The organism is Streptomyces sp. NPDC001858 (genome assembly GCF_053594615.1).
Genome location: NZ_JBSFEV010000013.1, coordinates 93,621 through 116,852, shown reverse-complemented (window position 1 = coordinate 116,852; position 23,232 = coordinate 93,621). Strand labels below are relative to the sequence as shown.

At 70.6% G+C, this 23,232-nt stretch carries 19 protein-coding genes; 14 read left to right on the top strand and 5 right to left on the bottom strand.

What is annotated here, in order from left to right:
• Window positions 1–15 precede the first annotated feature (15 nt).
• From ACWCPF_RS20730 to ACWCPF_RS20675, 12 genes are all read left to right on the top strand, one after another.
• Complete coding sequence (locus ACWCPF_RS20730) at window positions 16–1,308, top strand: pectate lyase family protein (protein ID WP_451046508.1); 1,293 nt, start codon at window positions 16–18, stop codon at window positions 1,306–1,308.
• Complete coding sequence (locus ACWCPF_RS20725; RefSeq protein WP_451046507.1) at window positions 1,305–2,459, top strand: Gfo/Idh/MocA family protein; 1,155 nt, start codon at window positions 1,305–1,307, stop codon at window positions 2,457–2,459. Before ACWCPF_RS20730 ends, ACWCPF_RS20725 begins: the two co-directional genes overlap by 4 nt.
• Window positions 2,459–3,313, top strand: a complete 855-nt coding sequence (locus ACWCPF_RS20720; protein ID WP_451046506.1) for a DUF6807 domain-containing protein — start codon at window positions 2,459–2,461, stop codon at window positions 3,311–3,313. The genes ACWCPF_RS20725 and ACWCPF_RS20720 overlap by 1 nt, the downstream gene beginning before the upstream one ends.
• Before the next feature lie 53 nt (window positions 3,314–3,366).
• A complete protein-coding gene (locus tag ACWCPF_RS20715; protein WP_451046574.1) occupies window positions 3,367–4,869 on the top strand; it encodes a family 43 glycosylhydrolase in 1,503 nt (500 codons plus the stop codon).
• A 33-nt stretch (window positions 4,870–4,902) separates the two neighbouring features.
• Window positions 4,903–7,002, top strand: a complete 2,100-nt coding sequence (locus tag ACWCPF_RS20710; protein ID WP_451046505.1) for a pectinesterase family protein — start codon at window positions 4,903–4,905, stop codon at window positions 7,000–7,002.
• Between the two features lie 81 nt (window positions 7,003–7,083).
• Entirely contained in the window at window positions 7,084–8,421 is a 1,338-nt protein-coding gene (locus ACWCPF_RS20705; protein WP_451046504.1) for an ABC transporter substrate-binding protein, read from the top strand.
• A gap of 105 nt (window positions 8,422–8,526) precedes the next feature.
• On the top strand, window positions 8,527–9,324 hold the full coding sequence (locus ACWCPF_RS20700; protein ID WP_451046503.1) for a rhamnogalacturonan acetylesterase: 798 nt from the start codon (window positions 8,527–8,529) through the stop codon (window positions 9,322–9,324).
• 67 nt (window positions 9,325–9,391) lie between these two features.
• The gene (locus ACWCPF_RS20695; RefSeq protein WP_451046502.1) at window positions 9,392–10,744 is read left to right on the top strand and encodes a pectate lyase family protein; all 1,353 of its coding nucleotides are present in this window, start codon (window positions 9,392–9,394) and stop codon (window positions 10,742–10,744) included.
• Between the two features lie 91 nt (window positions 10,745–10,835).
• The gene (locus ACWCPF_RS20690; RefSeq protein WP_451046501.1) at window positions 10,836–12,002 is read left to right on the top strand and encodes a pectinesterase family protein; all 1,167 of its coding nucleotides are present in this window, start codon (window positions 10,836–10,838) and stop codon (window positions 12,000–12,002) included.
• Between the two features lies 1 nt (window position 12,003).
• The gene (locus ACWCPF_RS20685) at window positions 12,004–13,065 is read left to right on the top strand and encodes a pectinesterase family protein (protein ID WP_451046500.1); all 1,062 of its coding nucleotides are present in this window, start codon (window positions 12,004–12,006) and stop codon (window positions 13,063–13,065) included.
• Entirely contained in the window at window positions 13,052–14,281 is a 1,230-nt protein-coding gene (locus ACWCPF_RS20680) for a dienelactone hydrolase family protein (protein ID WP_451046499.1), read from the top strand. Before ACWCPF_RS20685 ends, ACWCPF_RS20680 begins: the two co-directional genes overlap by 14 nt.
• Before the next feature lie 83 nt (window positions 14,282–14,364).
• A complete protein-coding gene (locus tag ACWCPF_RS20675; protein ID WP_451046498.1) occupies window positions 14,365–15,480 on the top strand; it encodes a right-handed parallel beta-helix repeat-containing protein in 1,116 nt (371 codons plus the stop codon).
• Between the two features lie 25 nt (window positions 15,481–15,505).
• On the opposite strand, the gene ACWCPF_RS20670 is transcribed toward ACWCPF_RS20675, so the two are convergent.
• The gene (locus tag ACWCPF_RS20670) at window positions 15,506–16,396 is read right to left on the bottom strand and encodes a hypothetical protein (protein WP_451046497.1); all 891 of its coding nucleotides are present in this window, start codon (window positions 16,394–16,396) and stop codon (window positions 15,506–15,508) included.
• The gene (locus ACWCPF_RS20665) at window positions 16,393–16,956 is read right to left on the bottom strand and encodes a SigE family RNA polymerase sigma factor (RefSeq protein WP_451046496.1); all 564 of its coding nucleotides are present in this window, start codon (window positions 16,954–16,956) and stop codon (window positions 16,393–16,395) included. Before ACWCPF_RS20665 ends, ACWCPF_RS20670 begins: the two co-directional genes overlap by 4 nt.
• Before the next feature lie 255 nt (window positions 16,957–17,211).
• On the opposite strand from ACWCPF_RS20665, the gene ACWCPF_RS20660 reads away from it, so the two are divergent.
• Window positions 17,212–18,612, top strand: a complete 1,401-nt coding sequence (locus tag ACWCPF_RS20660; RefSeq protein WP_451046495.1) for an NCS2 family permease — start codon at window positions 17,212–17,214, stop codon at window positions 18,610–18,612.
• A gap of 83 nt (window positions 18,613–18,695) precedes the next feature.
• On the opposite strand, the gene ACWCPF_RS20655 is transcribed toward ACWCPF_RS20660, so the two are convergent.
• The 3 genes from ACWCPF_RS20655 to ACWCPF_RS20645 all read right to left on the bottom strand — a co-directional run bounded on the left by ACWCPF_RS20655 (window position 18,696) and on the right by ACWCPF_RS20645 (window position 21,542).
• A complete protein-coding gene (locus ACWCPF_RS20655) occupies window positions 18,696–20,150 on the bottom strand; it encodes a peptidoglycan D,D-transpeptidase FtsI family protein (protein WP_451046494.1) in 1,455 nt (484 codons plus the stop codon).
• 144 nt (window positions 20,151–20,294) lie between these two features.
• The gene (locus tag ACWCPF_RS20650) at window positions 20,295–20,765 is read right to left on the bottom strand and encodes a GNAT family N-acetyltransferase (protein ID WP_451046493.1); all 471 of its coding nucleotides are present in this window, start codon (window positions 20,763–20,765) and stop codon (window positions 20,295–20,297) included.
• A 3-nt stretch (window positions 20,766–20,768) separates the two neighbouring features.
• Window positions 20,769–21,542, bottom strand: a complete 774-nt coding sequence (locus ACWCPF_RS20645) for an IclR family transcriptional regulator (protein ID WP_451046492.1) — start codon at window positions 21,540–21,542, stop codon at window positions 20,769–20,771.
• A 124-nt stretch (window positions 21,543–21,666) separates the two neighbouring features.
• Between ACWCPF_RS20645 and ACWCPF_RS20640 the strand changes: the two genes are divergently transcribed.
• A complete protein-coding gene (locus ACWCPF_RS20640; RefSeq protein WP_451046491.1) occupies window positions 21,667–23,196 on the top strand; it encodes an aldehyde dehydrogenase (NADP(+)) in 1,530 nt (509 codons plus the stop codon).
• Window positions 23,197–23,232: the final 36 nt, after the last annotated feature.

The following is a 23,232-nucleotide window of genomic DNA, read 5'->3' as shown; positions in this document are numbered from 1 at the left end:
GGAATGAAAGGCAGAATGAGACTCCGTCAGATCGCCGTCACAGCCACGGTGTTGGGAGCCCTCTGCGTCCCCGCCCGCGCCGACGACGCCCGGGACATCAGCCGTGACACCCTGCCCGCGAACGACGGCTGGGCCGCCGCCGGCGAGGGCACCACCGGAGGCGCGGCCGCCGACGACGCCCACGTCCACACGGTCACCGACCGCGCCGGACTCGTCCGTGCTCTCGACGGCGGCAGCGACACCCCGAAGATCATCAGGATCGCCGGGACGATCGACGCCAACACCGACGACGACGGAGACCGCCTGGACTGCGCCGACTACGCCACCGACGGCTACCGCCCGAAGGCCTACCTCGCCGCCTACGACCCCCGCACCTGGGGCGCCGCCAAGCCGAGCGGCCCGCAGGAGGAGGCCCGGCAGGCGTCGGCCGCGAAACAGGCCGAGCGGATCGTGCTGCCCGTCGGCTCCAACACCACCATCGTGGGCCTCGGCCGCGGCGCCGTCCTCAAGGGCGCGAGCCTCCAGGTCAAGAACGCCGACAACGTCATCCTGCGCAACCTCGACCTGCGCGACGCCTACGACTGCTTCCCCGTCTGGCAGCCCAACACCGGCGGCCTCGGCGACTGGAAGACGGCGTACGACAACATCTGGCTGAGCGGCGCGACCCACGTCTGGGTCGACCACATCACCGCGAGCGACCAGGGCCACCCGGACGAGGACGAGCCCACCTACTTCGCCCGCAACTACCTCCGCCACGACGGCCTGCTCGACATCACCAACGGCTCCGACCTGGTCACCGTCTCCTGGAGCCGGTTCGCCGGCCACGACAAGGCGATGCTCATCGGCAGCGGCGACACCGCCACCGGCGACCGCGGAAAACTCCGGGTAACCGTGCATCACAACCAGTTCGAGTCCGTCGTCCAGCGCGCGCCGCGCGTCCGCTTCGGGCAGGTGCACCTGTACGACAACCGGTATGTGGTCCCCGAAGGCGCTGCGTACCGCTACTCGCTCGGGGTGTCGACCGAGTCCGCGATCTACGCCGAGAACAACGCCTTCCACACCCCGGGACATGTGGAGGTCGCCGACCTGGTCAAGAGCTGGAACGGCACCGCCCTGCACCAGACGGGCACCCTTTTCAACGGCCGGCCCGTGGATCTCCTCGCCATCTACAACGCGTACAACAGCGGCAGCGAGCGGGATCTCACGGCGGACGTCGGCTGGACGCCTACCCTGCACACAAAGATCGACAGCGCCGCGGCAGCCGACCGCGAGGTGGCACGCGGCGCAGGCGCAGGGAGGATCCCATGAGCATTCCCATCGTTCTCGCGGGCGCGCGCGGCCACGGCCGCTGGCACCTGGACAACATCCGACGGCTCCAGGACAAGGGCATCGTCCGGCTGGCGGGCATCTGCGAGCTGACCCCGCTGACCCCGGCCGAGATCCCCGAGGGCCTCGGCACTCCTGAGCAGTCCGCCGACTTCGGCACGCTCCTCGACACCACCGGCGCCCGGATCGCGGTGATCTGCACCCCGATCCCGACCCACACCGACCTGGCCCTGATCGCGGCCGGCAAGGGCGTCCACCTGCTCCTGGAGAAGCCGCCCGCCCCGTCCTACGCCGAGTTCCGCCGGATGGCCGACGGGGTCGCCGAGGCGGGCGTGGTCTGCCAGATCGGCTTCCAGTCGCTGGGCTCGCACGCCGTGCCCGCGATCCGCAAGCTGATCGACGACGGTGCGATCGGCGCGGTGGACGGCGTCGGCGGCGCCGGAGCCTGGGCCCGCGCGCAGGGCTACTACCGAAGGGCGCCCTGGGCGGGCAAGCGGCGGCTGAACGGCGTCGACGTGATCGACGGCGCGCTCACCAACCCGCTCGCGCACGCCGTCGCCACCGCCCTCGCGCTGGCCGGCGCCACCCGCGCCGAGGACGTCACCGGCATCGAGACCGAACTGGCCCACGCCAACGCCATCGCCTCCGACGACACCTCCTGCGTCCGCGTCACCACCGCCGACGGCCTGCGGATCGTCGTCGCGGCCACGCTGTGCGCCGAGGACCCCGACGACCCGTACGTCGTCGTGCACGGCGACCGCGGCCGGATCACCTACTGGTACAAGCAGGACCGCGTGCTGCTCCAGCGGGCCGACCACGGCCCCGAGGAACTGGAGTACGGCAGCACCGACCTGCTGGAGAACCTCGTCGACCACCTCACCGACGGCGCGCGGCTGCTCGTCCCGCCCACCGCCACCGAGTCGTTCATGCGAGTCGTCGAGGCGATCCGGACGGCCCCCGACCCCGTGCAACTGCCCGACGACGCCTGGCACTTGATCGCTGACGAGGACCGACGCGTCGTCCCCGGCATCGACGGGCTCGTCGCGGCCGCCGCCGACACCCTCGCCCTCTACTCCGAACTGGGCGCCCCCTGGGCGTTCACGACCGCGCACCCGAAAGAGGTGAGCCCCTGATGACCGCACCGGCACCCGACTCACCGGTCGTCCTGCGTGTCGCAGGCCGCCCGGTCGGCCGGTACGTCACCCGGCCCGAGCTGCCCGCCCGGCTCTCCCCGCGCCCCTACCTGCACCCCGTCACCACCCTGGCCGGCACGGCCGTCACCGAACTGAGCCCGGCCGACCACACCCACCACCTCGGCGTCGGTGTAGCCGTACCCGACGTCGAGGGGCACAACTTCTGGGGCGGCCGTACCTACGTCCGCGACCAGGGCCCGACCGAGCTCGACAACCACGGCGCCCAGCGCCACGGCTCCTTCCAACTCCGCGACCCCGACGGCTTCGTGGAGGAGCTGCGCTGGGTCGCCTCCGGAACCGAGCTGCTGCGCGAGCGCCGTACGGTCGCGGCCACCGAACTCACCGACACGGCCTGGGCGTTGGACTTCACCTTCTCCCTCACCAACGTCACCTCCGCACCCCTGTCCATCGGCAGCCCGGCCACCAACGGCCGCCCCGGCGCGGCCTACGGCGGCTTCTTCTGGCGCGCCCGGAAGGAGGACGCGGCCCCCGACGTCTTCACCGCCGACGCCGAGGGCGAGGCCTCGATCCACGGGACCCGCGCCGACTGGCTCGCCCTGGCGGGCGCCGGCTGGACGCTCGTCTTCGCGGGCGCCACCGACGCCACCCGCCGCGACCCCTGGTTCGTCCGCACCGCCGAGTACCCGGGCGTCGGCTCCTCGCTGGCCTCGGCCGAGCGGCTGCCGATCCCGCCCGGCGAGACGGCCGTCCGCCGCATCGTCACCGTCGTCGCCGACGGCCGCCCGGACCGCGGCGAAGCGGCGGCCCTGGTCAGGAAGGCGGTCACCCAGTGACGGACGAGCAGCCACTGAGGGACGAGCAGCTACTGACGGACGAGCAGTCCGGGATGTACACGAACCCGATCCTGAACGCCGACTGGTCCGACCCGGACGTCGTGCGCGTGGGCGACGACTTCTACCTCACCGCCTCCAGCTTCGGCCGCGCCCCCGGTCTGCCGCTGCTGCACTCGCGCGACCTGGTCCACTGGACGCTGGTCGGGCACGCCCTCGAACGCCTGGAACCGGCCGAGGAGTTCAGGACCCCGCGGCACGACTGCGGTGTCTGGGCGCCCTCGCTCCGGCACCACGACGACCGTTTCTGGATCTTCTGGGGCGACCCCGACCAGGGCATCTTCCAGGTCAACGCGCCCGAGATCAGGGGCTCTTGGAGCCGTCCGCACCTGGTGAAGGCGGGCAAGGGGCTCATCGACCCCTGCCCGCTGTGGGACGAGGAGAGCGGCGAGGCCTACCTGGTGCACGCCTGGGCGAAGTCCCGGGCCGGCGTCAAGAACCGGCTCACCGGGCACCGGATGCACCCGGAGGGAACGGCCGTCCTCGACGAGGGCAAGCTGATCGTCGAAGGCGACCGGATCCCCGGCTGGTTCACCCTCGAAGGGCCGAAGCTCTACCGCCACGACGGCTGGTACTGGATCCTCGCGCCCGCCGGGGGAGTGGAGACCGGCTGGCAGGGCGCGCTGCGCGCACGGGACTTCTTCGGCCCCTACGAGGAGCGGATCGTCCTGGCACAGAAGGACACCGAGGTCAACGGCCCCCACCAGGGCGGCTGGGTGCGCACCGCGTCCGGCGAGGACTGGTTCGTGCACTTCCAGCAGCGCGGCGCCTACGGCCGGGTCGTCCACCTCCAGCCCATGCGCTGGGGGACGGACAGCTGGCCGGTCATCGGCGACGAGGGCGCCCCCGTCCTGGCGCACCGGCGGCCCGACCTGCCCGCCGCGCCGCCGGTGGCGCCCGCGACCGACGACGACTTCCCCGGTGGACGCTTCGGCCGCCAGTGGTCGTGGACGGCCAATCCGCAGGACGGCTGGGCCACCCAGCACTCCGCCGACGGACTGCGCCTGACCTGCGTACGGACGGCCGACGCGCACGATCTGCGCACCCTGCCGAACGTCCTCACCCAGCGCCTGCCCGGGCTGCCGTCCGCCGTCGAGGTGGAGCTGCGGCTGCACAGCGAGGAGCCGGGAGCACGCGCCGGTCTTGCGGTCCTCGGGGACGCCTTCGGCTGGATCGGCCTCCAGCGGGGAGCCGACGGCGCCGTCCACCTCGTGCATCGCTTTGCGGAACCGGTTGCGGAAACGGAGCGGGACGCGGCCCATCCACGGCTCGCCCCCGAGGGCCGGGCGCGACTGCGCATAGAAATCGGTTCCGGAGCCCGTTGCCGATTCGCCTACGACGTCGGCGACGGCGAGGGCCTGCGCTATTCAGGTCCCGTCTTCGCCGCGACCCCGTGGCGCTGGGTCGGCGCCCTGCTCGGCCTCTTCGCCCTCGCGCCCGTCGGGATGGGCCACGCCGGGGCGGCCTCGTTCGACGCGTTCCGGATCAGACCTCTCTGACTCACTTTCCCTGTACGCCTGTTGGGAGCCGCAATGTCGCACTTCCCTAGCAAGCGCTTGCCGAGACCGGGTGCGGTCCTGGCGGCCGTCGTCGGCCTGGTGGCGGCTCTGTGCCTGGGCGCCGTCGGCGAGACCGAAGCCACCGCCGCGCCGAACGCTGTTGCCGTGCCGAACACCGCCGCTGCGCCGCATGCCGCCGACGGGGCGGAGGCCGCCGATGGGGCGGAAGCCGCTGGCGGGGCGGAGGCCGGGGTGGCTTCCGCCGGTGCGGCGGACCGTTGGACCGACCGGGCCCATGGCTTCGCCTCGCTCGCCGGCGGCACCACCGGAGGCGCCGGCGGCAAGGTCGTCACGGTCGCCGACCAGGCCTCGCTGGCGCGGTACGCGGCCGCCGAGGAGCCGTACGTCATCCGGGTCAAGGGCGCGGTGGCCGTCGAGCCCTTCGGCTCCGACATCGTCGTGACCTCGAACAAGACGATCATCGGCGTCGGCGACACCGGCGAGATCGTGCACGGCGAACTGCATCTGAACCCCGGCACGCACAACGTGATCATCCGCAACCTGACGATCCGCGACTCCTACGTCGAGGGCGACTGGGACGGCAAGACGACCGACTTCGACGCGATCCAGCTGGACACCGTCGACCACGTCTGGATCGATCACAACCGCTTCACGCACATGGGCGACGGACTGCTCGACATCCGCAAGGACAGTCAGTACGTCACCGTTTCCTACAACCGGTTCACGAACCACAACAAGGCGTTCGGCATCGGCTGGACGACCAATGCCCTCACCCAGATCACCATCGACCACAACTGGTTCACCGGCACCAAGCAGCGCAATCCCTCGGCGGACAACTGCGCCTACGCCCACCTGTACAACAACTACGTCTCCGCGCAGGTCGTCGACGGGGACCCGGTGTGGACGTACGGGAACTGGTCGCGGGGCCGCACGAAGATGGTCATCGAGAACGGTTACTACGACGGTGTCCAGCACCCCTACCAGGCGGACGCGACCGCCGAGCTGGTGCAGCGCGGGTCGATCCTGAAGAACACCAGTGGACGCACCGACGCATGGGGCGCGGCCTTCGATCCGCGGGAGTTCTACGCCTACCGGCTGGATCCCGCGGCCGCGGTTCCCGCGCTGGTCACCCGCTACTCCGGACCGCAGAAGCGGATCGGCGCCGCCGTGACGCTGCACGTTCCGGCCGATTACCCGACCGTCCAGTCCGCCGTCGACGCCGTGCCCGAGGGCAACGCCGACGCCGTGACCGTGGCCGTCGCGCCGGGCACGTACCGCGAGAAGGTCCTCGTCCCGGCGACCAAGCCGAACCTCCTGCTCCTGGGGACCGGCCGCGATCGCTCGGACACCGTCATCGTCCACGACACGCCCGCCGCGTACGGGGGCTCGACGGGAAGCGCCACCGTCCGGATCGCCGCGAACGACGTCACCGCCCGCAACCTGACCTTCAGCAACGACTTCGACGAGGCCGCGGTCGAGCTGAACGGCGAGCAGGCGCTCGCGATGAAGACGACCGGCGACCGGATCGTCTTCGAGAACACCGCCTTCCTGGGCAACCAGGACACGCTGATGACCGACAGCCCCAAGCTGACCACCGTCAGCCGGGTCTACCTCCGCGACTCCTACATCGAGGGCGACGTCGACTTCGTCTACGGGCGGGCCACGACCGTGATCGACCGCTCGGTCATCCGGCTGCTGAGCCGCGGATCGACCACCAACAACGGTTACCTGACGGCGGCTTCGACCTGGACCGGCAACCCCTACGGGTTCCTGATCACCCGGTCGAAGGTCGTCAGCGACGCCCCGGCCGACTCCTTCCATCTGGGACGGCCGTGGCATCCGGGCGGGGAGCCGGCGGCGGTCGCGCAGGTGCTGATCCGGGACACCGTGCTGCCGGCGGCGGTCAAGTCCACGCCGTGGACCGACATGAGCGGGTTCTCGTGGCGCGACGCGCGGTTCGCCGAGTACCGCAACCACGGGCCCGGCGCGACCGCCTCGGCCGACCGGCCGCAGCTGACCGACGCCGACGCGAAGGCGTACACCGTCGCGAACTACCTCAAGGGCACGGACGGCTGGGCGCCGTACGCCCGCACCGGCACCGCCGCCCACTGACCCCGGTCCCCGGGGGCGCCACTCACCGACCCCCCACAACTTCATATCTCCGTCGGGATCCAGAAGAAGAGAGCCGATCACATGAAGAGCAGCATCCGCAGAAGCAGGCGCGCCGCCCTGGCCGTCGCCCTGGGCTCCGTGCTCGCGCTGACCGCCACCGCCTGCGGCGACGACGGCAGCGGCGCGGCGGGGGACAAGGGGGGCGACGGCTCCGGCAAGGGCGAGATCACGTTCTGGGACAACAACGGCGGTGTCCGCACCGACATCTGGAAGGAGATCATCGCCGACTTCGAGAAGGCGAACCCGGACATCAAGGTCAAGTACGTCGGGGTGCCCGCCGACAGCGTCCAGTCCAAGTACGACACCGCCATCCAGGGCGGCGGACTGCCCGACGTCGGCGGCGTGGGCACCGCCATGCTCGCCGAGGTCGCCGCCCAGGGCGCGCTCGAACCGCTGGACGACCGGATCGCGAAGAGCCCGCTGAACAGCCAGCTCAACGCCAAGTTCCTCGACGGCGTCAAGGCGGCCGGCATCGACGGCAAGGCGTACACCGTGCCGACCTCCGCCAACAACGGCACCCTGTGGTACCGCACCGACCTGTTCCAGACGGCGGGTCTGGACGCGCCGACCACCTGGACGAATTTCTACGCGGCCGCCGACAAGCTGACGAACAAGGACAAGAACGCGTTCGGCTACACCATCCGCGGCGGCGCCGGATCCATTGCCCAGGCGCTCGACGCCACCTACGGGCAGAGCGGCATCACCACGTTCTGGAACGGCGACAAGACCACGCTCAACGACCCCAAGAACGTGGCCGCGCTGGAGAAGTACGTCGGTCTGTACAAGAAGGACACCCCGTCCGCCGACGTCAACAACGACTTCACCAAGATGGTCGCCCAGTGGGACTCCGGCACCATCGGCATGCTGAGCCACAACCTCGGCTCCTACGGCGACCACCAGAAGGCGCTGGCCGGCAAGTTCAAGGGCATTCCCGCGCCGACGCAGGACGACGGCACGCGCGTGCAGGTCTCCAACCCGGTCGACGGACTCGGGCTGTTCAAGTCCAGCAAGAACAAGACGGCCGCCTGGAAGTTCATCGAGTTCGCCGCGTCGCACGAGTCGAACAGCAAGTGGAACAAGACCGCGGGACAGGTGCCGGCGAACCTGGAGGCGGCGCAGGACAGCTGGGTGCAGGAGTCCGAGCCGACGAAGCTGGCCGCCGAGGCGCTGGCGGGCACCACCACGAAGATCGTGCAGCTGCCCTACTACCTGCCCGACTGGAACACGATCTCGAAGGCCGACAACGAGCCGAACTTCCAGAAGGTGCTGCTCGGGAAGATGAGCGCGAAGGACTTCCTGGACACGGTGGCCGAGCAGTTGAACACGGCGCAGGCCGACTGGAAGAAGAACCACGCGTAGTCGCACGGCTTCGATCGCGGGGGGCTGCGGGTCCGTTGTGGCCGGTCGCGCAGCCCCCCGCGCCCCAGGGAATTTCACCGAACCCTCGTCGAGAGGTGCACCCTCGTGTCTCTTACCCGCAGGCAGGTCACCTCGGCGGCGCTTGCCGCCCTCCCTCTCGGTGCGGTCGCCGCCGCACCTGCCCGGGCCGGCGCCGATCGGCCGCGCACGCTCTACATCGCCGGTGACTCCACCGCCGCCCAGAAGTACGCCGACGCCGCGCCCGAGACCGGGTGGGGCATGGCGCTGCCCTTCTTCCTCCGGGCCGACCGGCCCGTCGCCAACCATGCGGTGAACGGGCGCAGTTCCAAGAGCTTCGTCGACGAAGGCCGGCTGGACGCCGTCCTCGCGGCCATCCGGCCGGGGGACTTCCTGCTGATCCAGTTCGCGCACAATGACGAGAAGACCACCGATCCGACCCGCTACACCGAGCCCTGGACGACGTACCAGGACTACCTGCGCCGCTATATCGGCGGCGCCCGTGCCAAGGGCGCGCGGCCGGTGCTCGCGACGCCCGTCGAGCGGCGCAGGTTCGACGCGGACGGGAACGCCCTGCCGACGCACGGCGAGTACCCCGCCGCCATGCGCGCGCTCGCCGCGGCGGAAGGCGTGGCGCTGCTGGACGTCCAGGCCCTGTCCCTCGCGCTGTGGCAGGAGCTCGGGGTCGAGGAGACCAAGACGTACTTCAACTGGACCGCGACCGAGCAGGACAACACGCACTTCAATCCGCCGGGCGCGATCGCCGTGGCGCGGCTCGTCACACGGGAGTTGCTGCGGACGCGGGTGCTCGCGCCGTGTGACGTCCGCAGGCTGCACGACGAGATCCCCACGTCCTGGATCAGCTGGCCCGAGTCGCTGTCGTAACCGCTTCCGCAACCGTTCGCACCACCGCTGTCGTAACCGTTCTCGCAACAAAGAGGAGACCCGCACAGTGCGTACACAGATATGTCATGCACGCGTCATTGGTGCGCTGGTGGGGTGCACCGCGCTGGTGCTGTCCGTCACCGGCACGGCGTCCGCCGCCCAGGTGGAATCCACCTCCCGCTCCGCCTCCGCCTCCCCCTCCGCCGTCCGCGACCTCGGCCGGCAGGTCCTCGCCGCGAACGACGGCTGGGCGGCGTACGGGACCGGGACCACCGGCGGCTCGGCCGCCGACGCCGACCACGTCTACACCGTCACCACCTGGGCCGAGTTCAAGGCGGCCCTCGCCGCCGCCGGCTCGGCCCCGAAGATCATCAAGGTGAAGGGCGTCATCGACGCCGTCGCGGAGGGCTGTGACGCCTTCGCCGCAACCGGTTACGACTTCGACGCCTACCTCGCCCGGTACTCGCCCGAGGCCTGGGGCCTGGACACCGACCTCAGCGCCGAGCCCGACGACAGCCCCGAGGGGCTGCGGCGCGCCTCCGCCGCCGCCCAGGACAAGGCCATCAAGGCGAACATCCCCGCCAACACCACCATCGTCGGCGTCGGGAGAAACGCCGGGTTCAAGGGTGTCAGCCTGCAGATCAAGGCCGTCGACAACGTGATCATCCGGAACCTCGCCTTCGAGTCGCCCCTCGACTGCTTCCCGCAGTGGGACCCGACCGACGGGGCCACCGGCAACTGGAACTCCGAGTACGACACCGCCGTCGTCTACGGCTCCACGCATGTGTGGCTGGACCACAACACGTTCACCGACGGCTCGCACCCGGACAGCGCCGCGCCCACCTACTTCGGGATGCTCTACCAGCAGCACGACGGCGAGCTGGACGTGGTGCGGGGCGCCGACTACGTAACCGCTTCCTGGAACGTCTTCACCGAGCACGACAAGACGATCCTCGTCGGCAACAGCGACAGCGAGTCCACGGCCGTCGGCGACCGGGGGCATCTGAAGGTGACCTTCCACCACAACCTGTTCTCGAACCTGGTCGAGCGCGCGCCCCGGGTCCGCTTCGGACAGGTCGACTCCTACAACAACCACTTCGTCGCGAACGGCGACTTCGCCTACAGCTTCGGCATCGGCAAGGAGTCCCAGCTCGTCGCCGAGCACAACGCGTTCACGCTGCCGACCGGGGTCAGCGCGGCCAAGGTGCTGAAGCGGTGGAACGTGGCGCCGCTCACCGCCGCCGACAACTACGTCAACGGCACGCTCACCGACCTCATCGCCGTGCACAACGCGGAGATCCCCGCCGAGACCCTCGAGTCCGGCGCGGGCTGGACGCCGACCCTGCGCACCAAGGTCGACCCCGCCAGGTCGGTCCCCGGCATCGTCGACTGCGGCGCGGGCGCGGGACGCCTGGGCTGATCCGCCGGGCCGATCCCCGTCCCCCACGGCTGCCGGGGCGGCGCCTCGCTCCGCCCCGGCCACCTCAAGCCCGCCACCAAGGAGCACCCGCATGCATCCCGTTTCAAGAAGGCGGTTCCTCGCCGCATCCGCGGGGGCGGCCGCCGCGCTCGGCCTCGCCGCACCGCCAGCCGGGGCCGCCGGGGCCGCTGGGGCCGCTGGGGCCGCCGGGGCCGCCGGGGCCGCGACGACCGCCGCCGGCAGGCGCCCGTTCGGCCGCTACGGTTCCCCGGCCGCCCGCCGCACCCCGCAGACCCTGTACGTCGACCCGCTCGGCCGGGGCGACTTCACCGGCGTCAAGGACGCCGTCGCCGCCACCACCGGCAGCGGCTGGACCCTCGTCCTCGCGCCGGGCGTGTACCGCGAGACGGTCGCCCTCGACGTCACCCGCCCCGAAGCCACCTGGATCGGCGCCGCCGAGAACGCGAAAGACGTAGTAATCGTCTACGACAACGCCGCCGGCACGCCCAAGCCGGGCGGCGGCACCTACGGCACCACCGGGTCGGCCACCACGACCGTGCAGGCCGACGGCTTCAGCGCCCGCTGGATCACCTTCGCCAACGACTGGCTGCGCGCCGACCACCCCGACATCGCCGGCACCCAGGCCGTCGCCATCAAGGTCCAGGGCGACCGCTCCGCCTTCCACCATTGCCGCTTCCTCGGCCACCAGGACACCCTGTACGCCGACTCCCGCGCCCTGACCGTCTTCGCCCGCCAGTACTTCCACCGCTGCTACATCGAGGGCGACGTCGACTTCGTCTTCGGCCGGGCGACCGCGGTGTACGAGGACTGCCACTTCCGCACCCTGAACCGCACCGACCTGACGGCCGCCCCGTACGGGTTCGTCTTCGCCCCCTCCACGGCGGGCGCCAACCCGCTCGGCCACCTGGTGACGCGCAGCCGGGTGAGCAGCGCCGCCCCCGACGCCTTCTACAAGCTGGCCCGCCCCTGGGTGCCCAGCTCCGACACCACCGCCCGACCCGCACTCACTGTGCGGGACACCCACCTCGGCCCCGGCATCGACGCGATCGCCCCCTACACCAACATGTCGGACGCCTTCCCCTGGCAGAGCCAGCGCTTCGCCGAGTACCGCAACACCGGCCCGGGCGCGATCGTCACCGTCCCCGAGAACCGGCCCCAACTCACCCGGGAGCAAGCTGAGTCGGCGACCCGCGAAACCTACCTCGGCGACTGGCGACCGTGGAAGGACGTGTGCTGACATGCGCCGACGCACCCTGCTCACGAACATGGCCGGGATGGCCGGCATGGCCGCGACGGCCGGGGGCCTGATCGCCGCCGGGGCGGCCCCCGCCCTCGCCACCGGATCCCGCCGTGTCCTGCACGTCCGCCGCGGCGACTCCCTCCAGCGGGCCGTCGACGCGGTCACCGGCCCCGGCTGGACGATCGTCGTCCACCCCGGCACTTACCGCGAGGTCGTCAACATCCCTGCGAGCAAAGCAGAGTTGACCCTGCGCGGCGCCGACCGCGACCCCCGGGCCGCCGTTCTCGTCCACGACAACGCCAACGGGACGCAGAAGCCAGACGGTTCGGGCACCTACGGCACCGCGGGCTCCGCCACCTTCACCTCCGCCGCGCCCGGACTCACCGTCCGCGACCTCACCCTCGCCAACGACTGGCTGCGCGCCGACCACCCCGAGATCACCGGCACCCAGGCGGTGGCCGCCTATGTCACCGGCGACCGCACGCACTTCGACAACGTCCGCCTCCTCGCCCACCAGGACACCCTCTTCGCGGACACCACCGCGCTGGACGCCTTCGACCGGCAGTACTTCCACCGCTGCTACATCGAGGGCGACGTCGACTTCGTCTTCGGGCGGGGCCGGGCGGTCTTCGACGCCTGCCACTTCCACACGCTCCAGCGGGACGTGGCCTTCACCCCCAAGGGCATGGTCTTCGCCCCGGCCACCGCCCGCGCCAACCCCTACGGGTTTCTCGCCCTGCGCGGCCGGATCACCTCCGGTGCCGAGGACGCGGCATACAAGATCGCCCGGCCCTGGGTGCCGTCGTACGAGACGACCGCCTGGCCCTCGCTGGTCGTGCGGGACACCTGGATCGGCCCCGGGATCGACGCCGTAACCCCTTACGTCAACATGCGCGACGCCTACCCCTGGCAGACCATGCGATTCAGGGAGTACGCCAACTCCGGGCCGGGCGCGGTGACAACGGTTCCCGAAAACCGTCCGCAACTGACCGCCGCGGAGGCGGCCACGCACACCCGGCGCACCTATCTCGGGGACTGGAAGCCCTATGGGCGCCCGTGACCCGGCGGCGCTGGGGCGCAGGGCGTTCGTGGCGGGGACCGGGGCCACGCTGCTGACAGGAGGAGCGGCAGCCACACCCGCGCAGGCCACCACACCCGCGCAGGCCGCCGCCACGCCCGTACAGGAGGCTGCCACAGCCGCCGCCGTCGTGGACGGGCCTCTGCCCGACTTCCACCCCGCCCTCAAAGCCGCGCTGACCTTCCCCCTGGCCTGGGGAAACTCCCCGATCCGCGACTTCCGCAGCTGGCGCCGGACCGCCCGCGCCAAGGTCGAGGAACTGCTGATCGTCGGCAGGGAGGACCCGGACCGGACCCCGTACGCCCCCGAGTTCAGCGATCGACATCAACAGGACGGCTACAGCGGCGAGTTGGTGACCGTCTCCCTCACCCGCCACGAACGCGTCCGTGCCGTGCTCCTCACCCCGGACGGCCCCGGCCCCTTCCCGGCCGTGCTCCTGCTGCACGACCACGGGGCGAAGTTCGACATCGGCAAGGAGAAGTTGGTCCGGCCCTGGTACGACGACACCCGGCTCGCCTCGGCGCAAGCCTGGTCGCAGCGTTACTTCAGCGGACGGTTCGTCGGCGACGAACTGGCCCGGCGCGGATACGTCGTGCTCTGCGCGGACGCCCTCGGCTGGGGCGATCGCGGCCCCCTCGGCTACGACCAACAGCAGTCCCTCGCCTCCAACTTCTTCAACCTCGGCTCCTCGCTCGCCGGACTCATGGCCCGCGAGGACGTCAGCGCCGCCGGATTCCTGGCCGGCCTCGACCGGGTCGACCCGGGCAGGATCGCGGCCGTCGGGTTCTCGATGGGCGCCTTCCGCGCCTGGCAGACGGCCGCGCTCAGCGACGACCTCGCCGCCGCGGCGGCCGTCTGCTGGATGACCGGCCTCAAGGAAATGATGGTGCTCGGCAACAACACCCTGCGCGGGCAGTCCTCTTACTACCTGCTCCACCCCGGGCTTCCCCGGTACCTCGACTTCCCCGACGTGGCGAGCATCGCCGCACCCGGGCCGATGCTGTTCTTCGACGGCGGACTCGATCCGCTGTTCCCCGCCGACGGCGTCCGTGTCGCCCACGAGAAGCTGCGCGCCGTCTGGCGCTCCCGCCACGCCGAGGAGCGGTTGCACCTGAAGACCTGGCCCGATCTCGGCCATGTCTTCGTCGACCGCATGCAGGACGAGGTCTTCACATGGCTCGACTCCGTCCTGTCGTGAACCACCGTCATCACCTTCACCACCGTCACCACCCTCACCACCGTCACCACCCTCCCCATCCGCACGAGAAAGGACCGCACTCCATGTCTCGTCGTACCGCTCTCAGCGCCCTCGCCGCCCTCACCCTGGGCGCCGGGCTCGCCGTCGTCCTGCCCACCCAGGCCCAGGCCGCGACCGTGGTCGTCAGCAACTCGACCGACCTGTCCAACGCCATCAAGAACGCCACCGCCGGCACCGTCATCCAGGTCCGCGCCGGCACCTACTACCCGACGGCCACCCTCCAGTCCACGGCCAACGGCACCTCCTCCGCGCCGATCACGCTCACCGCGTACGGCTCGGAGACGGTGAAGATCGACGGCTCGTCGCTCCCCGACGGCGACTGGATCTTCAAGCTGACCGCCGACTACTGGAACGTCTCCAACCTGACCTTCCAGAACTCCCCGGACAGCGCGGTCGTCTGCCAGTCCTGCACCGGCACCAACTGGAACAACATCAAGACCATCAACGGCGGCGACTCCGGCTTCACCCTCACCGGAGACGGGACCGTGAACAACACGGTCAAGAACATCGACTCCTACGGTCACTACGACGCCGCGAACCACGGCGAGAACGCCGACGGCATCGCCGTGAAGTACGGCTCCGGCTCCGGCAACCTCATCACCGGCGCCCGCCTCTACAACAACTCGGACGACGGACTGGACTTCTGGTCCTTCTCGTCGCCCGTCACCGTCGAGCACACCTGGGCCTTCGGAAACGGCGTCAACCGCTGGTCGGACTCGGCCTTCGCGGGCGACGGCAACGGCTACAAACTGGGCGGCGACGGCGAGGTCGTCGCGCACGTCGTCAACAATTCGGCCGCCTGGGGCAACGCCGGAAACGGTTTCACCGAGAACTCCAACACCGGGGCGATCGTCATCAACCGCACCACCGCCTACGCCAACAGCAAGTGGGGCTACTACTTCGCCACCGGCTCCGCCAAGCTCGGCAAGAACCTGGCGGTGAGCAACGGCGGCGGCTCGGTCAACAAGGGCTCGGCCGTCACCTCGGCCGGCAACAACTGGGACTCCGGCATCGCGACGCCCGCATTCAGGTCCACGGACGCGAGCACCACGTACAACGCCCGCAGTTCCAGCGGCACTCTGCCCGCGACCACGTTCCTCACGACCGGCTCGACGACCATCGGCGCAACGATGAACTGATCGTCGAGACGTCGAGGGCGTCTCTCTAGGAGTCGCCCTCGTCGCTCTCGTCGCTCTCGTGGGAGGCGAAGTCGCCGCCCACGGACCCCTGTTGCTTCTGCGATGCGCCGGTGACCGCGTAGGTGTCGTCCTTCGCGTCGCGACCGCCGCGGTCGTGGTCGTACTGCCCGGCGAACACCCACTCGCCCACGGGGACCGTACGGCCGTCCTTGAGCACCCAGGTGTAGACCAGGAAGCCGTCCCGCTCGGCCGCCGTGAACGTGAAGTCGCCCTCGGGCAGCGAACGCCAGGCGCCGGCCGACGAGACGCCGCCGGTCTGCGCGACCTTCAATTGCACGGTCAGCTCGGTGAGCACCTCGGACGACTTCAGCGTGATGTTGCTCTGCGCCCAGAAGTCGTTGCTGTGCGGGTCGACCGAGCCGTCCGACCACAGCGGGCCGTCCTCCTCGTCGCCCGTGCCCGGCAGCAGCGTGGCCGCGGGCGCGGAGGGCGTCGCGGCGGGGCTCTTCGGCGCGGAGCCGCTCGGCCGCACCGGGTCCTGCACGCCCGTGCCGGCGCTCGGCGTGGCCTTCGGCGAGGCCGGCGGGCGGCTCGTCGCGTCCGGCGACTCGATCGGCGGCGAGGAGACGGACACCGTCTGCTGCGCCGGGGCGGTGTCGTCCTTCACCGCGGAGGCCACCGCGTAGCCGCCGATCGCCAGCATGCCCGCGACCGCCGCCGTGGCGCCGACGATCCGCGTCCAGCCCCACAGGGCCGGGCGGGTGGCCCGGTGATCGAACCGCTCCTGCTCCTGTGTCTGCCCCGCCATGCCGCGCTCGACCCGGGCCAGGATGCGCGCCCGGTCGGGCTCGTGCGCCTCGGCCGCCTCGTGCAGCCGGGCGCGCAGTTCGTCGTGCACGTCCCGCTGCATCGTCATCGGTTCCTTCCTCCGATCTGGCCGGTGCGCACCATCGCAGGCACCTTGAGCGGAGTTCCCTTGGCGCCGAGCAGCTTCTGCAACTCGGCCATCCCCTTCGAGGTCTGGCTCTTCACCGTACCGACCGAGACCCCCAGGGCGAGCGCGGTGTCCTTCTCCGAGAGGTCGAAGGCGTGCCGGAGCACCACGCAGGCGCGTTTGCGGAACGGAAGTCTACGCAGCGCCGACTGCACGTCCACCACGCCCGCGACGTCCGGGTTCTCGGTCTTCTCCTCGCGCTGCGACCAGAACAGCGCGATCCTGCGGCGCTCCCGGACGGCGCTGCGGATGCGGGTGCGGGCGAGGTTGGCGACGACCCCGCGGGCGTACGCCACCGGATGGTCGGCGGCCCGCACCCGGTCCCAGCGGTTCCACAGGGCGAGGAGCGCGTCCGCGGCCAGGTCGTCGGCGGCGTCGGCCTCACCGGTCAGCAGATGGGCGAGCCGGGAGAGTTCGGCGTAGTGGCGGTCGAAGAAGGCATGGAACTCCACGGAGGCGGCGTCGTCGACGACTGTGCCCACGGGTGACCTCTTCTCGCGTGACTGTGCATGTCATGTGGATGACCTGCAGACTTCCCGGGGAGGAGCCGGGGGAGATCCGGAAGCGTAGCAGTGACACAACTCCTGGATTGGTACGGGGGTTCGAACATCATGTGACCTCGGGAAGCCGCGCGGGGGCCCGATTCCGTAACACGGCGAAAACCTGAGCACGGTTCAACGAGGGAACAATCCAGCCAGCATCCGCACCCGATCATGCACGCAGCAGGGGAGTTGCACGTGAACAGCGTCGACCGGTTCTTCAGGATCTCCGAGCGGGGATCCACCTTCGGCCGTGAGATACGCGGCGGTTTCGCCACGTTCTTCACCATGGCCTACATCCTTGTCCTGAACCCCATCATCCTGGGCAGCGCAAAGGACAAGTTCGGGCATCAGCTCGACGCCGTCCAACTCACCACCGCCACCGCCCTGGTGGCCGCGGTCATGACGATCATCATGGGCGTCGCCGGCAACCTGCCCCTCGCGCTCGCCGCCGGCCTCGGCCTCAACGCGGTCGTCGCCTTCCAGATCGCCCCGCTGATGAGCTGGGACGACGCGATGGGCCTCATCGTGCTGGAGGGTCTGCTGATCTGCGTGCTGGTGGTGACCGGTTTGCGCGAGGCCGTCATGCACGCCATCCCGCAGGCGCTGAAGCAGGCGATCAGCGTCGGCATCGGCCTGTTCATCGCCTTCATCGGCTTCGTCGACGCCGGCTTCGTCACCCGGATCCCCGACATCGCGGGCACCACCGTCCCCGTGCAGCTCGGCGGCACCGGCACCCTCTCGGGCTGGCCGGTCCTGGTCTTCTGCCTCGGCGTGCTGCTGACCGTCGGCCTGCTCGCCCGCAAGGTCAAGGGCGCGATCCTGATCAGCATCGTCACCATGACGGTGCTCGCGATCGTCATCGACTCGCTCGCCGACATCAAGTCCTGGGGCCTGACGACGCCGTCCTGGCCGGACGAGATCGTCGACACCCCGGACTTCGGGCTCCTCGGCCACTTCAGCCTGTTCGGCGCGTTCGGCGAGGCCGGCGCCGTCACCGTCGTCCTGCTGATCTTCACGCTCGTGCTGTCCGACTTCTTCGACACCATGGGCACTGTCGTCGGCATCAGCGCGGAGGCCGGACTCCTCGACGAGCAGGGGCAGGTGCCCCACCTCGGCCGCGTGCTGCTCATCGACGGCGCTGCGGCGGTCGCGGGCGGCGCGGCCTCCTCGTCCTCCGCGACCTCCTACATCGAGTCGGCGGCCGGTGTCGGCGAGGGTTCGCGCACCGGCTTCTCCAACCTGGTCACCGGCGGTCTGTTCGCCCTCGCCCTGTTCCTGACGCCGATCCTCACCATCGTCCCGCTCCAGGCGGCCGCCCCGGCCCTGGTCGCCGTCGGCTTCCTGATGATGACCCAGGTCAAGAACATCGACTGGGACAAGTACGAGATCGCCATCCCGGCGTTCCTGACCATCGCCGTGATGCCGTTCACGTACTCCATCACCAACGGCATCGGCGCGGGCTTCGTCGCGTACGTGCTGATCAAGACGGTGCTCGGCAAGGCGAAGGACGTGCACTGGCTGTTGTGGGGGGCTTCGGTGCTGTTCGTCGTGTACTTCGCGATCGACCCGATCGAGCAGGTTCTGGGCGTGAAGTAATACGGTTCGCTGCGCGACCAGCTCGGGCCCGTTGTGGCTGGTCGCGCAGTTCCTCGCGCCCCTAGGGGGTGCGCCCCAGGGGGTTACTTCAGAGCCGCCTCCATCATTGCCCTCGCCACCGGGGCCGCCAGGCCGTTGCCGCTGACCTCGGAGCGGGCCGCGTCCGACTGTTCGACCACGACCGCCACGGCCACCTGCTTGCCGGAGGAGTCGGACTTCCCGTAGGACGTGAACCAGGCGTACGGCGCCTTGCTGTTGTTCTCGCCGTTCTGGGCCGTGCCCGTCTTCCCGCCCACGGTGACGCCGTCGATGAGCGCGTTCGTGCCCGTGCCCTTCTCGACGACCGTCTGCATCGCCGACTGCAACTGCTCGGCGGTGTCGGAGCTGACGATCTGCGTGGACGACGCGTCGTCGTCGTAGTCCGTCAGGACATCGCCGCTGCCGTCGGTGATCTGCGCGACCATGTGCGGCGAGACCAGCTTGCCGCCGTTGGCTATGGCGGCCGACACCATCGCCATCTGCAGCGGGGTCGCCGTCACGTCGAACTGGCCGATGCCGGTCAGGGCCGTGGACGACTCGTCCATGTCGGACGGGTACACGCTCGGGTACGCGCGCACCGGCACGTCCTGGCTCTGGTCGTTGAAGCCGAACTTCTCGGCCGTCGCCTTCAGTTTGTCCTGCCCGAGCTCGACGGCCATGTGCGCGAACACGTTGTTGCAGGAGTACTGCAGCGCGACCCGGATCGTGGCGTTCTCACAGGGCGCGGACGTGTTCTCGTTCGCCAGGACCGTCCGCGTGCCCGGCAGGGTGTACGGGTCCTCGCTGTCGGTCTTCTCGTCCACCGACGAGTACAGCCCGTCCTCCAGCGCGGCAGCCGCCACCACCAGCTTGAACGTCGAGCCCGGGGCCAGCGGCTGGCGCAGCGCCCGGTTGGTGAGCGGTTTGTCGGAGTCCGCGTTCAGTGACTTCCAGGCCGTCCCCGCGGTGTTGGCGTCGGTGAGCGACGAGGGGTCGTACGACGGCGTCGACACGACCGCGAGGATCCGGCCGGTCGTCGGGTCGATCGCGACGGCCGCGCCCTTCTTGTCCCCGAGCGCGTCGTACGCGGCCTTCTGCACGGCCGGATCGATCGTGGTGATCACGTTGCCCGGGTCGGCCCGCTTGTTCGTGACCGTGTCCAGCACGGTCTTCAGCCGGGTGTCCGTGCCGTTGAGCAGGTCCGCGTAGATGCCCTCCAGCTGGGTCGGGGCGTAGCTCTGCGAGGCGTAGCCCGTCACCGCCGCGTACAGCTCGCCGTCCGTGTACGTGCGCTTGTATCTGAGGTCGCCGCTGGTCGTGACGGCCGAGCCGGTGATCGCCTTTCCGGCCACGACGATGTTCCCCAGCGGCTCCGAGTACGTCTCGATCGCGTTGCGCCGGTTGTCCGTGTCGTCCGCGAGCGCCTGTGCCTCGTAGAACTGCACCCAGGTCGCCCGCAGCAGCAGGGCGAACACCAGCAGCAGCGCGAAGACCGAGGCGCGCCTGATCGTTTTGTTCATGGCGAACAGAAAGACGAACGGGCGGGAACGGTTCGTTCCCGCCCGCCCGTTTTCTCATCGTCCGTTCATCTCACAGCTGACACCTGACAGCTGACGGCTGACATCCGGCACCTGGTACCTGGTACCCGACGCCCGACACCGCGTTCAGCGCTCCAGGCGCAGCACGATCTCCTCGATCTCCGCGCCGCGCGCGTTCGCGAATCCGGCGGCCCGCGCGGTGGCGCGGAAGCCGCACTTCTCCAGGACGCGCAGCGAACCCGCGTTGTCGGCGGCCGCCCGCGCGAACAGCGGACGCTCCGGGACCTCGGCGACCAGCGCCGACAGCGCCGCCGTGGCGATGCCCTGGCCCCAGTACGCCCGGTCCACCCAGTACGTCACCTCGCGCTCGCCCGGCTCCCCGTACACCGCCGCGCTGCCGACGACGTCCCCGTCGGCCAGGATCGTGCGCAGCACGGCGGACGAGGCGCGGATCTTCTCCCAGTGGGCGTCGAAGGCGTCCCGGTCGGCCGGGTCCTGCGGGGTGAAGGCGGCCATCCGCAGGGCCTCGGGGTCGTTCTGCTGGCGGTAGAACACCGGCAGGTCGCTGTCGTGTACTCGGCGCAGATCGATCAGCATGCCTCAGAGCCTACGGGTCGCCAGTGTCAGCCGGTCGCGTGCGTCGAACAGGGCGTCCTTGACCAGCTGCTCGTGCGCCGGGGTCAGCCGGGCCACCGGCACCGAGCAGCTGATCGCGTCCCGGGCCGGGGTGCGGTACGGGATCGCCACCCCGAAGCAGCGCAGGCCCAGGGTGTTCTCCTCGCGGTCCACCGCGAAGCCCTGTTCCCGCACCTGGTGCAGCTCCTCGATGAGCTTCTCCCGGTCGGTGATCGTGTGCTCGGTCAGCGCCGGCAACGTCTCCGGGAGCAGCTTGCGGACCTGCTCGTCGGGATACGTGCTCAGCAGCGCCTTGCCGAGGGAGGTGGAGTGCGCGGGGAGCCGGCGGCCGACCCGGGTGAACGGACGCAGATAGTGCTGGGACTGGCGGGTGGCGAGGTACACGACGTTCGTGCCGTCGAGCCGCGCCAGGTGGATCGTCTCCGTCGTGTCGTCCGAGAGCCGGTCCAGCGTCGGCCGGGCCGCCGCGACCACCTCGTCGCCGTCGATGTACGACGTGCCGACGAGCAGCGCCCGGACGCCGATGCCGTACCGCGTGCCCGTCGCGTCCGTCTCGACCCAGCCGAGTTCGACGAGCGTGCGCAGCAACATGTAGAGACTGGACTTCGGATATCCGACGGCCTCCTGGACCGACGCGAGGGAATGCATTCCGGGGCGGCCGGCGAAGTATTCCAGCAGCTCAACCGTCCGCACCGCGGACTTGACCTGCGCTCCGCCCCCCGTCTCGCCAGCCGACATCGCCCTTGACCCCTTCGTTCGACGGGAAATACGCTCCGACAGCATATTCATCATCAGAGACAGTGTTCAGTATATCGAACGACCCTGGTGAATGAACCAGTACCAAATTGTGAAGGGACCCGCGGTGGCAGCAGCACCAGTCTGGAGTGTCGACCCCCGAACCGGGAAGCAGCGTGAACAGGTTGCGGTGGAGGCAACGGCCCAGGAGGTCGACACCGTGGTCCGCGCCGCGCACGCAGCGCGCGCCTCCCTCGCCGACCGCACCGTCCGCGCCGCGTTCCTGCGCTCCGCCGCGGACCGGCTGCAGGCGGCCAAGGACACGCTCGTCGAGGTGGCCGACGCCGAGACCGCGCTCGGCCCGGTCCGGCTGAACGGCGAACTCGCCCGCACCTGCTACCAGCTGCGCGCGTTCGCCGACATCGTCGACGAGGGCGCCTTCCTCGACGTCGTCGTCAACCACCCGGACGGCGCCGCCACCCCGCCCATCCCCGACCTGCGCCGCTACAAGGTGCCGCTCGGCGTGGTCGCCGTGTACTCGGCGTCCAACTTCCCCTTCGCCTTCTCCGTCGCGGGCGGCGACACCGCGAGCGCGCTGGCGGCCGGCAACCCGGTCGTCGTCAAGTCCCACCCCGACCACCCGGCGCTGTCCGAGCTGGTCGCGAAGGTGGTGCGCACGGCCGCCGCCGAGCACGGCATCCCGGAGGACGTGCTCGGTCTGGTGCACGGCTTCGAGGCCGGCGTCGAGCTGATCAAGCACCCGCTGGTCGCCGCGGCCGGCTTCACCGGCTCGATCCGGGGCGGCCGCGCGCTGTTCGACGCGGCGGCGGCCCGTCCGGCGCCGATCCCGTTCCACGGCGAGCTGGGCTCGCTGAACCCGGTCGTGGTGACCGAGGCGGCCGCCGTCGAGCGCGCCGAGGACATCGGCGCCGGCCTCGCCGGGTCCATGACCATGGGCGTCGGCCAGTTCTGCGTCAAGCCGGGCCTGGTGCTGGTGCCCTCCGGCGCGGCCGGCGACGGACTGGTCAAGTCGCTGACGGACGCGGTCAGCGACACCGACGCGGGCGTGCTGCTCGACCACCGGATGCGGGACAACTTCATCGCCGGGGTCGCCGAGCGCGCGGAGCTGGCCGACGTGGAGTCGCCGGTGACGCCCGGCGCGGGCGGCGAGCACACCGTCAGCGCGGGGTTCCTGACCGTGCCCGCGTCCCGGCTCGCCGCCGAGGGCGCGCACGACCTGCTGCTGGAGGAGTGCTTCGGGCCGGTCACCGTGGTGGCCCGCTACGAGGACGAGGGTGAGGTCAAGGCGGTGCTGTCGCGGCTGCCGGGCAACCTCACGGCGACCGTGCAGCTCTCCGACGGGGAGGCCGCCGGCCAGGGGCAGGGCGCGGAGATCCTCGCCGAGCTCACCCCGCTGGCCGGGCGGGTGCTGGTCAACGCGTGGCCCACGGGTGTCGCCGTGGCGGCGGCCCAGCACCACGGCGGGCCGTACCCGGCGACGACGTCGACGTCCACGTCGGTGGGCGGTACGGCGATCGAGCGGTGGCTGCGGCCGGTGGCGTACCAGAACACGCCTGCGGCGCTGCTGCCGGTGGAGCTTCGGGACGAGAACGAGCTGGGGCTTCCGCGGCGGTTCAACGGTCGCCTGGAGCGGTAGCGCTCCGCGGGACGCCGTTGCGGGTGCGCCGTTGGG

Excerpts from the sequence above, each read along its gene's own strand:
- ACWCPF_RS20730 (WP_451046508.1), top strand. The coding sequence starts at position 16 with ATGAGACTCCGTCAGATCGCCGTCACAGCCACGGTGTTGGGAGCCCTC.
- ACWCPF_RS20725 (WP_451046507.1), top strand. The coding sequence starts at position 1,305 with ATGAGCATTCCCATCGTTCTCGCGGGCGCGCGCGGCCACGGCCGCTGG.
- ACWCPF_RS20720 (WP_451046506.1), top strand. The coding sequence starts at position 2,459 with ATGACCGCACCGGCACCCGACTCACCGGTCGTCCTGCGTGTCGCAGGC.
- ACWCPF_RS20715 (WP_451046574.1), top strand. The coding sequence starts at position 3,367 with ATGTACACGAACCCGATCCTGAACGCCGACTGGTCCGACCCGGACGTC.
- ACWCPF_RS20710 (WP_451046505.1), top strand. The coding sequence starts at position 4,903 with ATGTCGCACTTCCCTAGCAAGCGCTTGCCGAGACCGGGTGCGGTCCTG.
- ACWCPF_RS20705 (WP_451046504.1), top strand. The coding sequence starts at position 7,084 with ATGAAGAGCAGCATCCGCAGAAGCAGGCGCGCCGCCCTGGCCGTCGCC.
- ACWCPF_RS20690 (WP_451046501.1), top strand. The coding sequence starts at position 10,836 with ATGCATCCCGTTTCAAGAAGGCGGTTCCTCGCCGCATCCGCGGGGGCG.
- ACWCPF_RS20685 (WP_451046500.1), top strand. The coding sequence starts at position 12,004 with ATGCGCCGACGCACCCTGCTCACGAACATGGCCGGGATGGCCGGCATG.
- ACWCPF_RS20680 (WP_451046499.1), top strand. The coding sequence starts at position 13,052 with ATGGGCGCCCGTGACCCGGCGGCGCTGGGGCGCAGGGCGTTCGTGGCG.
- ACWCPF_RS20675 (WP_451046498.1), top strand. The coding sequence starts at position 14,365 with ATGTCTCGTCGTACCGCTCTCAGCGCCCTCGCCGCCCTCACCCTGGGC.
- ACWCPF_RS20670 (WP_451046497.1), bottom strand. The coding sequence starts at position 16,396 with ATGACGATGCAGCGGGACGTGCACGACGAACTGCGCGCCCGGCTGCAC.
- ACWCPF_RS20655 (WP_451046494.1), bottom strand. The coding sequence starts at position 20,150 with ATGAACAAAACGATCAGGCGCGCCTCGGTCTTCGCGCTGCTGCTGGTG.
- ACWCPF_RS20650 (WP_451046493.1), bottom strand. The coding sequence starts at position 20,765 with ATGCTGATCGATCTGCGCCGAGTACACGACAGCGACCTGCCGGTGTTC.
- ACWCPF_RS20645 (WP_451046492.1), bottom strand. The coding sequence starts at position 21,542 with ATGTCGGCTGGCGAGACGGGGGGCGGAGCGCAGGTCAAGTCCGCGGTG.